16 protein-coding genes are annotated in these 13232 nt (G+C 63.0%); 12 read left to right on the top strand and 4 right to left on the bottom strand.

The genetic code is table 11. The annotated features are described in order from the left end of the window. Positions 1–49 precede the first annotated feature (49 nt). Genes FJ942_RS14215 through FJ942_RS14205 form a run of 3 tightly spaced genes read left to right on the top strand, consistent with a single transcriptional unit; the run spans position 50 to position 2894 of the window. Complete coding sequence (locus FJ942_RS14215) at positions 50–1213, top strand: ABC transporter permease (RefSeq protein ID WP_140656123.1); 1164 nt, start codon at positions 50–52, stop codon at positions 1211–1213. Next, positions 1210–2148, top strand: coding sequence for an ABC transporter ATP-binding protein (locus FJ942_RS14210; RefSeq protein WP_140656120.1), 939 nt, complete (start codon positions 1210–1212; stop codon positions 2146–2148). The genes FJ942_RS14215 and FJ942_RS14210 overlap by 4 nt, the downstream gene beginning before the upstream one ends. After that, positions 2145–2894 carry an ABC transporter permease gene (locus tag FJ942_RS14205; RefSeq protein ID WP_140494023.1) on the top strand — a complete coding sequence of 250 codons (750 nt, stop codon included), beginning with the start codon at positions 2145–2147 and terminating at the stop codon, positions 2892–2894. Before FJ942_RS14210 ends, FJ942_RS14205 begins: the two co-directional genes overlap by 4 nt. 25 nt (positions 2895–2919) lie before the next feature. Here the strand turns inward: FJ942_RS14205 and FJ942_RS14200 are convergent, their stop codons facing one another. Beyond that, positions 2920–3261 (bottom strand): hypothetical protein, encoded by a 342-nt coding sequence (locus FJ942_RS14200; RefSeq protein ID WP_246679787.1) that lies wholly within the window; start codon positions 3259–3261, stop codon positions 2920–2922. Between FJ942_RS14200 and FJ942_RS14195 the strand changes: the two genes are divergently transcribed. Beyond that, positions 3233–3733, top strand: coding sequence for a DUF2165 domain-containing protein (locus FJ942_RS14195; protein WP_140494019.1), 501 nt, complete (start codon positions 3233–3235; stop codon positions 3731–3733). The two genes, FJ942_RS14200 and FJ942_RS14195, sit on opposite strands and share 29 nt — an antisense overlap. Before the next feature lie 230 nt (positions 3734–3963). Then, on the top strand, positions 3964–6105 hold the full coding sequence (locus FJ942_RS14190) for a sodium-translocating pyrophosphatase (protein ID WP_140521791.1): 2142 nt from the start codon (positions 3964–3966) through the stop codon (positions 6103–6105). 244 nt (positions 6106–6349) lie between these two features. On the opposite strand, the gene FJ942_RS14185 is transcribed toward FJ942_RS14190, so the two are convergent. After that, positions 6350–6865: an outer membrane protein assembly factor BamE gene (locus FJ942_RS14185; RefSeq protein WP_140494015.1), complete on the bottom strand. Its 516-nt coding sequence runs from the start codon at positions 6863–6865 to the stop codon at positions 6350–6352. Between the two features lie 114 nt (positions 6866–6979). Here FJ942_RS14185 and FJ942_RS14180 point away from each other — a divergent pair, with 114 nt between their 5' ends. From FJ942_RS14180 to FJ942_RS14150, 7 genes are all read left to right on the top strand, one after another. After that, positions 6980–7528: a ubiquinol-cytochrome C chaperone family protein gene (locus tag FJ942_RS14180; protein WP_140494013.1), complete on the top strand. Its 549-nt coding sequence runs from the start codon at positions 6980–6982 to the stop codon at positions 7526–7528. Next, a complete protein-coding gene (locus FJ942_RS14175; RefSeq protein WP_140515709.1) occupies positions 7525–8073 on the top strand; it encodes a DUF177 domain-containing protein in 549 nt (182 codons plus the stop codon). The genes FJ942_RS14180 and FJ942_RS14175 overlap by 4 nt, the downstream gene beginning before the upstream one ends. A gap of 119 nt (positions 8074–8192) precedes the next feature. After that, complete coding sequence (gene plsX / locus FJ942_RS14170) at positions 8193–9263, top strand: phosphate acyltransferase PlsX (protein WP_140494009.1); 1071 nt, start codon at positions 8193–8195, stop codon at positions 9261–9263. 9 nt (positions 9264–9272) lie between these two features. Continuing rightward, on the top strand, positions 9273–10244 hold the full coding sequence (locus FJ942_RS14165) for a beta-ketoacyl-ACP synthase III (protein WP_140494008.1): 972 nt from the start codon (positions 9273–9275) through the stop codon (positions 10242–10244). 100 nt (positions 10245–10344) lie between these two features. Continuing rightward, positions 10345–10668, top strand: a complete 324-nt coding sequence (locus FJ942_RS14160; RefSeq protein WP_140494007.1) for an integration host factor subunit alpha — start codon at positions 10345–10347, stop codon at positions 10666–10668. Positions 10669–10892: 224 nt separating this feature from the next. Further along, positions 10893–11432: a MerR family transcriptional regulator gene (locus FJ942_RS14155; RefSeq protein ID WP_140494005.1), complete on the top strand. Its 540-nt coding sequence runs from the start codon at positions 10893–10895 to the stop codon at positions 11430–11432. A 100-nt stretch (positions 11433–11532) separates the two neighbouring features. Further along, entirely contained in the window at positions 11533–11835 is a 303-nt protein-coding gene (locus FJ942_RS14150; RefSeq protein WP_140515713.1) for a hypothetical protein, read from the top strand. Positions 11836–12117: 282 nt separating this feature from the next. On the opposite strand, the gene FJ942_RS14145 is transcribed toward FJ942_RS14150, so the two are convergent. Together FJ942_RS14145 and FJ942_RS14140 are read right to left on the bottom strand one after the other, a co-directional pair. Next, positions 12118–12303: a hypothetical protein gene (locus tag FJ942_RS14145; protein WP_140494001.1), complete on the bottom strand. Its 186-nt coding sequence runs from the start codon at positions 12301–12303 to the stop codon at positions 12118–12120. Between the two features lie 220 nt (positions 12304–12523). After that, positions 12524–13135 carry a hypothetical protein gene (locus FJ942_RS14140; RefSeq protein WP_140897989.1) on the bottom strand — a complete coding sequence of 204 codons (612 nt, stop codon included), beginning with the start codon at positions 13133–13135 and terminating at the stop codon, positions 12524–12526. Positions 13136–13232 lie beyond the last annotated feature (97 nt).

Here is a 13232-nt window from a genome sequence, read left to right as displayed (position 1 = left end):
CTGCAACTGCATTGCGTTCTGGTGACGCCGCTCTGCGCAGATGCGCCCCATGACCCTCCGCTTCGACAAGCTCGGCGTGGTCATCGCCGCGATCGCTGCCTATGCGGCTTTCGTAGCACCCTTCGCCACGTTCCGCGCCAATCGCATCGTGCCCGGCCAGGCGCGCTCGATCGTAGAGGCACTTCCGGCACTGGCCGGCCCGCTGCTTTTGGCCATCGTTGTCACAGCCGCGCTTGTCGCGCTGCTGAAAACGCCGCTCGTCCTGCGCCTTGCCGCCAGCGTGATCACGCTGGCGGCTCTCGCGCTGTTGATCGGCGTCACCGGGACATTCCTGACCCCGGCAGGCAATACCTTCGCGCGCGTTTCGCCGGCCTCCGGGTTTTGGCTGCTGATCTTTGCCTTTACCCTCCTGCTGGCCGACGTGCTGACGAGAATGAACCTGTCTCCCTGGTCACGTGTCGGCGTGCTTGTCGTTGCCGCGCTCGCCATCGGGCTGCTGCTCATATCGGGATCCTGGGACAGCCTTTCGATCCTCAAGGAATATTTCAACCGTGCCGACAGTTTCTGGGCCGAGGGCGCCAAACATGTCACGCTGGCGCTTGGTTCGCTGGCGGCGGCGGTGATACTGGGCCTGCCGCTTGGCATCCTGTGCCATCGCGTCGAGCGCCTGCGCGCCGGCGTGCTCAACGTGCTCAACATCGTCCAGACCATTCCCTCGATCGCGCTGTTCGGCCTGCTGATCGCGCCGCTCGGCTGGGTGGCGGCGCATGTGCCGGGAGCGGCCGCGCTCGGTATCCGCGGCATCGGAACGGCACCTGCGTTCGTGGCGCTGTTCCTCTATTCGCTGCTGCCGGTCGTCGCCAATACCGTGGTCGGCCTTGCCGGTGTGCCGCGTGCCGCCAATGACGCGGCGCGCGGCATGGGCATGACGGATCGCCAACGCCTGTTCGGCGTCGAGTTTCCGCTGGCCTTCCCAGTGATCCTCACCGGTATCCGCATCGTGCTTGTGCAGAACATCGGCCTCGCCACCATCGCCGCCCTGATCGGCGGCGGCGGCTTCGGCGTGTTCGTGTTCCAGGGCGTCGGCCAGACCGCGATGGACCTGGTGCTGCTTGGCGCCGTGCCGACGGTTGCGCTCGCCTTCGCTGCTGCCATCATTCTCGACGCGGTGATCGAAATGACCTCAACCAAGCGCAGGGCGGACCCCGCATGATCGAGATCGAAGGCATTACCAAGCGCTACGATGCGACCACGGTGGTCGATGAAGTCTCGATGATCATAGAGCCCCGCACCCTTTGCGTCATCGTCGGCACCTCGGGCTCCGGCAAGACGACGCTGCTTCGCATGATCAACCGGCTGGTCGAGCCGACTTCCGGCGTCATCAAGCTCGACGGCGCCGACAACCGCTCGGTGCCCGGCTACGAGCTGCGGCGCAGCATCGGCTACGCCATCCAGGGCCACGGCCTGTTCCCGCACCGAACGGTGGCGCAGAACATAGCCACCGTGCCGGTGCTGCTTGGCTGGGATAAGGATCGCATCAAGGCGCGCGTCGACGAACTGATGACGCTCTATCAGCTCGACCCGCAGGCCTACGGCCCGCGCTACCCGCACGAGCTCTCCGGCGGCCAGCAGCAGCGCGTCGGCGTCGCCCGCGCGCTCGCGGCCGAACCCAATGTGCTGTTGATGGACGAGCCGTTCGGCGCGCTTGACCCCATAATCCGCACCAAGGCGCAGGAAGACCTTCTTGCGATCCAGAGGCGCTTCGGCACCACCATCATCCTCGTCACCCACGACATGGAAGAGGCCGTGCATATGGGCGACAAGATCGCCGTCATGGATGCCGGCAAGCTGGTACAATATGCCAGGCCGGCGGAGATACTGGCGAGGCCGGCCAGCGGCTTCGTCGAGACCCTGGTCGGCGCCAGCGAAAAACCGTTCCGGCTGCTGTCGCTCGGCCGCGTGCGCGACGCAGTCGAAAAGGGCGCGGCGGAAGGTGAGGGGATTCCTGGCGACGCCAGCCAGCGCGACGCGCTGGCCGAACTTCTCTGGTCTGGCCGTCCGGCGCTGCCGGTCAAGGATGCCGACGGCAAGCCGCTCGGCCGGGTTACCGTCGACGGCTTGGTGAAGCGTGCGGCGAGGCCGGCATGAAAGCCTGGCTGCCGTTGCTGCTCAGGCTTGCGCTGGTGGTGCTGCTGGTCGCTTTCGTCACCAGTCCCGGCTGGTTCGAGCCGCTGCTCAAGCCGCTGACCGAGAACGGCGCGCCTGTGATCTACAATCAGGGTAGCCTGCTGACGCTGATGCTGCTGCACCTGCGCACCGTGCTGATCGCCACGCTCGCCGCCACGATCGTGGCGGTCGCGCTCGCCATCCTGGTCACCAGGCCTGCCGGCGCCGAATTCCTGCCGCTGTCACGCAGCCTGGTCAATATCGGCCAGACTTTCCCGCCGGTGGCGGTGCTGGCGCTTGCCGTGCCGGCGGTCGGGTTCGGCGAGAAGCCGACGCTGATCGCATTGTTCCTCTATGGTCTGCTGCCGATCTTCGAGAACGCGCTGACCGGCCTGACGACGTTGCCCGGCAATGTCATGGAAGCGGCGCGCGGTGCCGGCATGACCGGTTGGCAAAGGCTGCTGAAGGTCGAATTGCCGCTCAGCGCGCCGGTCATCCTCGGCGGCATAAGGCTGTCGGTGGTTATCAGCCTGGCCACCGCCACCATTGGCTCGACGGTTGCAGCGAAGACATTGGGCGAGGTGATCATTGCCGGGCTCTTGTCCAACAATCTCGCTTTCATCTTGCAGGGCGGCCTGATCGTCGCCGCCTTGGCCGTGCTGATCTATGACGGATTATCGGCGGTCGAACGCTATGCCGCGCGGCGCATGGGGCGTCAGGCCGAGTAGGCTTCTGTCCCGGTGCTCCGATCTTTCAACGTCCACTTGAACGGGCAGGGTGGTCGAGCGTCAGTTCGACTTCGATGCCTTGCTCTTTGCAGATCCAGCGGCGGCAGATGACGGCAAAGTCGTGTTGTGTGCCGGCTTTCACGAGCGAGACAAGATCACCCACGGCGCAATCGCTGCCGAGCTGGAGCGCCTCGATGGGTTCGGCGATGACTTGCTTGCCGGCATAATGTCTTGCGCTGGCCGTGAGCGTAATCAACACCCGCCTGCCAGTTGCGCGATCTTCGGGACTCGGCGATTGATTGGGCCGATGCCCCGATCCTTCAGCAGGAGTTCTTGCCATGACCTTGCGCTTCTCCAAGATCGTCATGTGTCTCTGTCTGGCGGCTTTCGCCTTTCTTGTCGCTTTCGGCAACGTCACCGATTACGGCTCAAACTTCGCCTTTGTCCAGCACGTGCTGAGCATGGACACGACCTTTCCCGGCAACGCGCTGATGTATCGCTCGATCACCAACCCCTCGCTATGGACGACGGGCTACTGGCTCATCATCGCCGGCGAGGCGCTGACCTGTCTGCTCTACCTGATCGCGGCCTGGAACCTATGGCAAGCGCGCAATGCCAGCGGAGAGGTTTTCAACGATGCCAAGAAATTCGCCGTTATCGCCGCGACGATGGGATTCCTGATCTGGTATCTTGGATTTATGGTGGTGGGCGGCGAGTGGTTCGCCATGTGGCAATCGAGCATCTGGAACGGCCAGCAGAAGGCATTCATGTTCTACATGACCATGCTGGCGGTGCTGATCTTCGTCATCCAGCCAGACGGTGATCTGCGCCAAACCTGAGTGCTGATCCGTGATTTCAATCGATATAAAGCAGCAGCGGCATGGCGACACCTGCCGCCGTCTGGCTCTTTTGGGCGAAAGCCGGGCAAAAACCGAACAATATCTTGACGTTCGCGGCCCTGTTTCGCATACACCGCTGCGAAGAGGGGGATTCCGCGCACGGGATTCCGTCTTTGTCTCAACGGCCCAGGGAGGGGTTCTTTTGGGCCAGCAATCGAGGAAAACCCGGCATGACCATAATTTCCGCCGTCATCGCCTGCGGCCTGCTTTCTGTCCTTTACGCCATCTGGGCGACACGTTCGGTCCTCGCGTCGGACCAGGGCAATGCACGCATGCAGGAAATCTCCGCCGCCATCCGTGAGGGCGCGCAAGCCTATCTGGCGCGCCAGTACACCACCATCGCCATCGTCGGCGTGGTCGTGCTGCTGCTCGCCTGGTGGCTGCTGTCCATCACCGCCGCGATCGGCTTCCTGATCGGGGCCGTGCTTTCGGGCGCGGCCGGCTTCATCGGCATGCATGTTTCGGTGCGGGCCAATGTTCGCACGGCACAGGCCGCTTCCAACAGCCTTGCCGCCGGCCTCGACATCGCATTCAAGTCGGGCGCCATCACCGGCATGCTTGTTGCCGGCCTTGCCCTGCTTGGCGTGTCGATCTACTACCTGATCCTCACCCATTTCATGGGGCTTCAGCCCAATGACCGTATCGTCATCGACTCGCTGGTTTCGCTCGGCTTCGGCGCCTCGCTGATCTCGATCTTCGCCCGTCTCGGCGGCGGCATCTTCACCAAGGGTGCCGATGTCGGCGGCGATCTGGTCGGCAAGGTCGAAGCTGGTATTCCCGAGGATGATCCGCGCAACCCCGCCACCATTGCCGACAATGTCGGCGACAATGTCGGCGACTGCGCCGGTATGGCGGCCGACCTGTTCGAGACCTATGCGGTGACAGTCGTCGCCACCATGGTGCTGGGCGCCATCTTCTTTGGCGGCACCGCGGTTCTGAGTGCCGCGATGCTCTATCCGCTCGCTATCTGCGGCGCCTGCATCCTGACCTCGATCGTCGGTACTTTCTTCGTCAAGCTCGGCTCCAACGGTTCGATCATGGGCGCGCTCTACAAGGGGCTGATCGTCACCGGCCTGTTGTCCATCGTGGGCTTGGGCGTCGCCACCTCGGCCACGCTTGGCTGGGGCGAGGTCGGCACTGTCGCCGGCATGGTCATCACCGGCAAGAACCTGTTCATCTGCGGCCTGATCGGCCTCGTGGTGACCGGTCTCATCGTCGTGATCACCGAGTACTACACCGGCACCAACAAGCGTCCGGTCAACTCGATCGCCCAGGCGTCGGTGACCGGGCACGGCACCAACGTCATCCAGGGCCTTGCGGTCTCTCTGGAATCGACGGCACTGCCGGCCATCGTCATCGTCGGCGGCATCATCTCGACCTATCAGCTCGCCGGCCTTTACGGCACGGCGATCGCCGTCACCACCATGCTCGGCCTTGCCGGCATGATCGTCGCGCTCGATGCCTTTGGCCCGGTCACCGACAATGCCGGCGGCATCGCCGAAATGGCCGGCCTGCCCAAGGAAGTGCGCCACTCCACCGACGCGCTCGACGCGGTCGGCAACACCACCAAGGCGGTGACCAAGGGCTATGCCATCGGTTCGGCGGGCCTCGGCGCACTGGTGCTGTTCGCGGCCTATTCGAACGACCTGAAATTCTTTGCCGCCAATGGCGACAAATATCCCTACTTCCAAGGCATGGGCGAGGTCTCCTTCGATCTTTCCAACCCCTACGTCGTCGCCGGCCTGATCTTCGGCGGCTTGATCCCGTATCTGTTCGGTGGCATCGCCATGACGGCCGTCGGCCGCGCGGCGGGCGCCATCGTCGAGGAGGTGCGCAAGCAGTTCCGTGACGACCCGGGCATCATGGCCGGCACGTCCAAGCCGAACTATGCGCGCGCGGTAGATCTTCTGACCAAGGCGGCGATCCGGGAAATGATCATCCCGTCGCTGCTGCCGGTGCTGGCGCCGCTCGTCGTCTATTTCGGCGTGCTGCTGATCTCGGGCTCGAAAGCGTCGGCCTTTGCGGCTCTCGGCGCCTCTCTGCTCGGCGTCATCGTCAACGGCTTGTTCGTCGCCATCTCGATGACTTCGGGCGGCGGCGCCTGGGACAACGCCAAGAAGTCGTTCGAGGACGGATTCACCGACAAGGACGGCATCAAGCACCTGAAGGGTTCCGAGGCGCACAAGGCCTCGGTGACGGGCGATACGGTCGGCGATCCCTACAAGGACACGGCCGGCCCGGCGGTCAACCCGGCGATCAAGATCACCAATATCGTGGCGCTCCTGCTGCTGGCGGTGCTGGCGCACGGCTGAGCGGCAAAGCTCGACATTGAAAACCCGCGGGGAGCAATCCCCGCGGGTTTTTATTTGACGGCGGTTTTGGAAGGCGGAAAACGAATTTCAATGGCTGCGTCCGCGTCCTGCCGTCGCTGGCTGCCCATCGCCGACGAGCCGGCCTCTCCCGCCCCATGATAACAAAAACCCGTGGGATCGCTCCCACGGGTTTTTGGTCGCCTGAGATGGTGCTGCCATCCCCAAGGGGAAGGCGGGTCTGAGATCAGGGAGTGCCGCCGCCGGGAATGCCGGGCGCCAGCTTGCTGGCGCCGTTGATGATCTGGCTGAGGAAGTTCTGGTCCTTGCCGCCAGTCGGCGTGGTGCGCGAGATGAAGTCGAAGATCTTGCCGTCCTTCAGGCCGTAATTGGCGATCTGGGTGACCCGCCCATCGGCCCCGAAATAAACCGCCAGCACATGCTGATCGATCAGCCGGGGCTTGTCGAAGGCGACATAGCGCTTGCGAGTCTGCGAGATGTAGTAAAAGGCTTCATTGTCGAAGGTCGCCGTCGTCGAGGGCGTGCCGAGCGCGAGCAGCACCTGCTCGCGGCTTGAGCCGACCGGCACCGAATCGATCGCCTGCTGATCGATGACATACCCCTGCGTCAGCGTTTCGCTGGGGTTCAGATCACCGATCATCTTGGAACTGTTGCAGGCCGAAAGCGCCGCAATGATGGCCAGCAGCGAGATCGCGCCAGCGGGCCTGGAAGAGAAGGTCGACTTGAAATTCAGCGCGCGCAACAACAATTCTCCACTATATCGCCGCAACTTGCGCTGGGCCGCAAAACCGGTAAACCAGCTTGCTTGCCGATGCAACAAGGCCAATTCAACAAACGGTCCCCGGAGACCATCCCCATGTTCCAGCGCCTTTTTGGTCGCGAACGCCACGCCAACCGCGCCATCACCGACGCGCTTTACGCACAAATCGTGGCGGCCGCGCGGCAGACCGTATTTTATTCCCACTGGAATGTGCCGGACACGCCGCTTGGGCGTTTCGAGATGCTGTCGCTGCACATGTTCCTGGTCCAGCACCGGCTGCGTGGGGAAGACGGCGTGGCGCAGGAGATCGCGCAGGTGCTGATCGACGAGTTTTTCCTCGACGTCGACCATTCGCTGCGGGAACTCGGCATTGGCGATGTCGGAGTGCCCAAGCGCATGAAAAAGCTGGCGAAGATGTTTTATGGCCGCACCGCCGCCTATGACGACGCATTGGAGCGCAATGATCATGATGGGCTCACCGCCGCCCTTGCACGCAATGTCCGGCCCGACGCCGCGGCCTGGGCGGAAGCGTCACGACTGTCCGACTATGTCGCCGATGCCCGCAACCGGCTGGCCACGCAGCCGTGCCGGGCGATCGTCTCCGGCACGGTGACCTTTCCGCTCGCCCAGGAGGCAGATCGATGAAGCACGCCGATCCGCAAAGTCCGGTATCGTTTTTTGCCAACGTCGCCCGCCTGCCGCAGAAGGGCTTGCCGGTGGTCATCGAGGCCGACGCCACCCAGCGCGCGACACTCGCCGAAGAGCACAGCTTGCTCTCGGTCGAAGCCTACCGTGCCGAATTCCTGGTGACGCCGTGGAAACGCAATGGCGTGAAGGTCAGCGGCCGGGTCGAGGCCGACATCACCCAGGCCTGTATCGTCACGCTCGATCCGGTCGGGGCGCATATCGACGAATCATTCGAGGCTCTGTTCCTGCCCGAGGATTCCAAGCTTGGACGACAGGGATTCGAAGGCGGCGGCGAGATCCTGCTCGACGCGGATGGACCTGACAGTCCCGAAACATTTTCAGGCGACACGATCGATGTCGGGGCACTCGCCGAGCAGTTCTTCGGACTGGCCATCGATCCTTATCCGCGCAAGCCGGGTGCGTCGCTTGATGCCGGCCGCGAGGCCGAACCGGTGGAGAATGAATTTCAGCAGAAACTGCGGTCGCTGTTGGGAAAATCCTGAAAACCTCACCCGCGACGGAAAAGTCGGTTGTGCGAATGTCCAAAACCGCTATTTTCGCCGAACCTTCGCGATCACTAAAACGATCCGCCGCCTAAGCAAAACCGTGAGATGAATACCGCGTGATCAGGATTTCCATCGATGCCATGGGCGGCGATCACGGACCAGCCGTGGTCATTCCGGCGCTCATGACGGTCGCGACCCGCCGTCCCGACGTCCGCTTCGTCATCTACGGGCGGGAGGAGGCCGTACGACCCGAACTGGCCAAATTTCCCAAGCTGGCCGGTGTGAGCGAATTCTTCCACTGCGAGGTGGCCGTCAGGATGGACGACAAGCCGAGCCAGGCACTGCGCCATGGCCGCTGGAAATCGTCGATGTGGAAGGCTGTCGAGGCGGTCAAGTCGGGTACGGCGGACGCCTGCGTCTCGGCCGGCAACACCGGCGCGCTGATGGCGATGTCGAAATTCTGCCTGCGCACCATGGCCACCATCGACCGCCCGGCGATCGCGGCACTTTGGCCGACGCTGCGCGGCGAAAGCGTGGTCCTCGACGTCGGCGCCACCATTGGCGCGGATGCGCACCAGCTCATTGATTTTGCCATCCTTGGAACCGGCATGGCCCGATCGGTCTTCGGCGTCTCGCGGCCCAGTGTCGGCCTGCTCAATGTCGGCGTCGAGGAGATCAAGGGCCAGGAAGAGGTCAAGGAGGCTGGGCGCATGCTGCGTGAAGCCAATATGGCCTCGATGAACTATCACGGTTTCGTCGAGGGCGACGATATCGGCAAGGGCGTGGTCGACGTCGTCGTCACCGAAGGCTTCGCCGGCAACATCGCCCTGAAGACGGCGGAAGGCACGGTGCGCCAGATTGGCGGCTACCTGCGGGCGGCGATGAGCCGTACGCTGATGGCCAGGATCGGCTATATCTTCGCCAAGGGCGCGTTCGATCGCCTGCGCGAAAAGATGGATGTCGGCCGCTCCAATGGCGGCGTTTTCCTGGGGCTGAACGGCATTGTGGTGAAAAGCCACGGCGGCGCCGATTCGGATGGTTTCGCCGCCGCCATCGAACTCGGCTACGATATGGTGCGCAACAATCTGCTCGACCGCATCGAGGCCGACCTGGACTTGTTCCATGCGCGCAATCCGCATGCCCAGACATCTAGGAAATCCGACGTCGTCAGCGACGCAAAGGAATAGGAAAGAACTTTGATCAGATCAGTCGTGCGCGGCATGGGCGCCGCGCTGCCCCGCCGCATCATGAAGAATGCCGACTTTGAAGGCATGGTCGAAACCTCGGACGAGTGGATCGCCCAGCGCACCGGCATCCGCCAGCGCCATATCGCGGCCGACGACGAGACCACCGCTTCGCTGGGTGAGGCGGCGGCGCGCGCAGCGCTCGCCGATGCCGGCCTGACACCCGGAGACATCGACCTGATCGTGCTGGCGACCTCGACACCCAACAATACTTTTCCGGCCACGGCCGTCGAAATCCAGAACCGGCTCGGCATGCATCACGGCTTTGCCTTCGACCTGCAGGCGGTATGCTCGGGCTTCGTCTATGCGGTAACCACGGCCGACCTCTATATTCGCGGCGGCTTGGCCAAGCGCGTGCTGGTGATCGGCTCGGAGACCTTCTCGCGCATCCTCGACTGGACCGATCGCTCGACCTGCGTACTGTTCGGCGATGGCGCCGGCGCCCTGGTTCTTGAAGCCGGCGAAGGGGGCGGCAGTATTGCCGACCGCGGTGTGCTAGCGATGAGCCTGCGCTCCGACGGCGCGCACAAGGACAAGCTCTTTGTCGACGGCGGGCCTTCGACGACGGGAACGGTCGGCTATCTCAGGATGGAAGGCCGCGAGGTCTTCAAGCATGCGGTGGGCATGATCACCGACGTCATCGAGGCGACGTTTTCGCAGGCCGGCATCACCGCCGACGACCTGGACTGGTTCGTGCCGCATCAGGCCAATAAACGGATCATTGACGCTTCCGCCAGGAAGCTCGGGATAGCTGAGGAAAAGGTGGTGGTGACGGTCAATCTGCACGGTAACACCTCGGCTGCTTCCGTGCCGCTGGCGCTTTCCGTGGCTGTTGCCGATGGCCGCATCAAAAAGGGCGACCTTGTGCTTCTGGAAGCGATGGGCGGCGGCTTCACCTGGGGCGCGGTTCTGCTTCGCTGGTAAGTGCCGAACGGTCCGGTTCGGTCCTTGACCTTGCCGGATCAATTACTTAGGCTCTGCCGCTGTTGTATCGATTTTATGTTTGAGCTGATGGGACGGTCGCATGGGGGGAAAGACACTTACGCGCGCCGACCTTGCCGAAGCCGTTTACCGCAAGGTAGGTTTGTCGCGCACTGAATCGGCCGAACTCGTCGAGGCGGTGCTGGACGAGATCTGCGAGGCGATCGTCCGTGGCGAGACGGTGAAACTGTCGTCTTTCGCGACGTTCCACGTCCGCTCCAAGAACGAGCGCATCGGGCGCAATCCCAAGACCGGCGAAGAGGTGCCGATCCTGCCGCGCCGGGTGATGACCTTCAAGTCGTCGAACGTGCTGAAGAACCGCATCTTGCGCTCCCACCAGAGCGGCAAGGCAAAGGGCGGCAAGTAGGCTCGCTGCAAATGCACGGTTGAAAACAGGCCTTGCGATGATGCCGGGCTTGAATATTGCCTCACAAACCGCTGAAATGAGACCCGATTCGGCAACATGGCCGGATTGGTGTTCCGCGTGATCGTTACGCGCAGCCGGAATGAGCTCCCCTCCTGTCGAGGGAATCTCGTTCGAACGCCGGTTCCCATGTCCCGGGATCATGCTCCAGTGTGAGGATTTCGCCCATGGACAAGAGCCCTGACGCCTTTCGCACCATCAGCGAGGTCGCCGAAGACCTCGATCTGCCGCAGCACGTGCTGCGCTTCTGGGAAACGCGTTTCAACCAGATCAAGCCGATGAAACGCGGCGGCGGCCGCCGCTACTACCGGCCGCAGGATGTCGAACTGATCAAGGGCATTCGCCATATGCTCTACGACCAGGGCTACACCATCAAGGGCGTGCAGAAGCTGTTGCGCGAAAACGGCAACCATTTCCTGGTTGCCATCGGCAATGGCGATATGGCCGCCGTCGAGGCGATCTCGCAACGAAAGCAGGCCGACCAGGTGCCGTTGACAGCGGCAGCGCAGCCGCGCGGCGGAGATGACGAACTGGTTGGCCAGCCGAGGGTCAAGCCCAGCCGCCGTTTCTTCGGTCTTGGCAAGAGCGACGAGGAAGGCCCGGTCCAGCCGGACGCTTCGAAACTGTCGCGGGACAATCGCGCGCTGTTGCAGGAAGCGTTGTTCGACCTCCTCGAATGCAAGCGCCTCCTCGACCAAGTGCGCTGACGGGCAACCGGCCGGCGCCTGAAGAACGGGAACCCGCCTTTGGGTGATGCGTTACGTTTTCTTGAGCAAGACAAGGCTTGAGCAGACAAGGAAACGCATCATGGCATTATTCTCGACCCTCTCGGACGTCGATCTCGACAGGCGGGTCGCTGCACTCTCCAGGGAATTGGCGGCCCTGAAGAAGGCTGCGTCCCGGCGGGGCGGCGCCTATTACGAAGACGGTCGCGACGCGGCGCTTGACACGTATTCCGACCTTGCGGAACGTCTGCACGATGCGTTGCCGGCGATCCGCGAGCGGGGCAGGGCGATCGAGAAATCCGCCCGCGAGCATCCGGCGACGGCCGCGGCGATCGGCTTTGTGGTGCTTGGTCTGGTCGCCAGTCTGCTGTTCAGCCGGCGCTGACCTTTATTTATTCCTCGGTTCCGCTGGATCGGTGCGCGGGCGATTCATGTTGCCCGAAAGTGCACCCGGTTTAGGACAGCGGCGCCTGTGGGTGCCACGAAAAAAGGGCCATAGCCCCAGCTTGTCGGTCTGCAGCACGAACAGGGGTTTTTTCGTCAGAGCAGGCGCTCGTTGTAGCGCTGCGAGATCGCGCTGATACGGCGCGTATCCGGAGGAAACCAGGAGAAGACCGGCTTCGAACAAGAAGCCAAAGCCGGTCTTCTCATTGGCAGTCGGTTAAGCTCAGGCCTTCTTGCCCATAACCTTGTGGTGGTGGTGATGATGGTAGTGGTGGCTGCGATGGTGCTTGCGATGATGACGGTGATGCTTGTGCATCGGCGCCGCATCAGCGCTGGTCGCGCCGAGAATTGGCATGGTGAATGCAAGTGCAACTGCAAGCCCGAGGGCCGAGAGGAGGGACTTCTTCATGGATATCTTCCTTTTTTCGCAGGCAATCTGAATCAGGCCAACAGCCTGTTCGCCGCGAGCGGGATTACGCTCCCGTTTTTTTTCGTCAGTATTTCCCGAATATAGAATTTTGTTTCTGGAATGTGTCTGGCGGCGAAGGCTGTGGGCTCCACCGACAGGCTGAGCCCACAGCGCCGATGAGCGGGAGAAATTTCGGTACGGGGCCGCAGACGCAACCGGCTTACATGGGCGGGACCACGCCATTGTTGCCGACCACGACGCGGTTGGCACTCAGCGTGCCGTCGGCGCCGCGCGTCGCGGTGACCACGACGGGCGCGCCGGGCTTGAGATCGGCCGGCGTGGCCGGCGCAAAGGTGACGACCGGCGTCTTGTCGGGGATTGAGATCTTCTTTGTCTGGCCGTTGTCATAGGTCAGCGTCACCGCGCGGCCATTCACGTCGGTCACGTCGGCGACGGTGCCGTTGGTCATGCGGCTGTTGGGCTTGAGGTCCCAGGCGCGGTCGCCTTCGCCCGTGCCTTTCAAGGCTGCGGGAAACACCACGACCTCGAGCGCGCCGCTGCCGCCATTGGCCTTCGACACGGACGCTATGCCGAGGAAATCGCCGAGCTTGATGTCCTTTACCGACGCGCCCGCGACGCCCGATATCTTCCATCCGGCGGCGAGCTTGATCTTATCCATGCCACCCTGGCGGTTTTTCACCGTCAGCTGGGATTGGTCGGAACTGGCCACGACGCCGCGCACCCGCACCGTGTCTGCCGCCGGCGCGCTGGTTGCAGCAAGGCCAAGGCTGGAAAGCGTGCCGAGCACGATCATGATTGTCCGCAATTTCATCGCATCGATCCTTTCAGGAAAATGACAGCCGCGCCGGCAACGGTCCTGGGTTTCGCGCCGGCGCAATTGAACCAACGAACGGGGTCGTAAAAATCAT

The sequence above is a fragment of the Mesorhizobium sp. B2-4-2 genome, from assembly GCF_006442845.1.
Lineage (GTDB): Bacteria > Pseudomonadota > Alphaproteobacteria > Rhizobiales > Rhizobiaceae > Mesorhizobium.
This window is presented reverse-complemented; position numbering and strand designations above follow the sequence as displayed.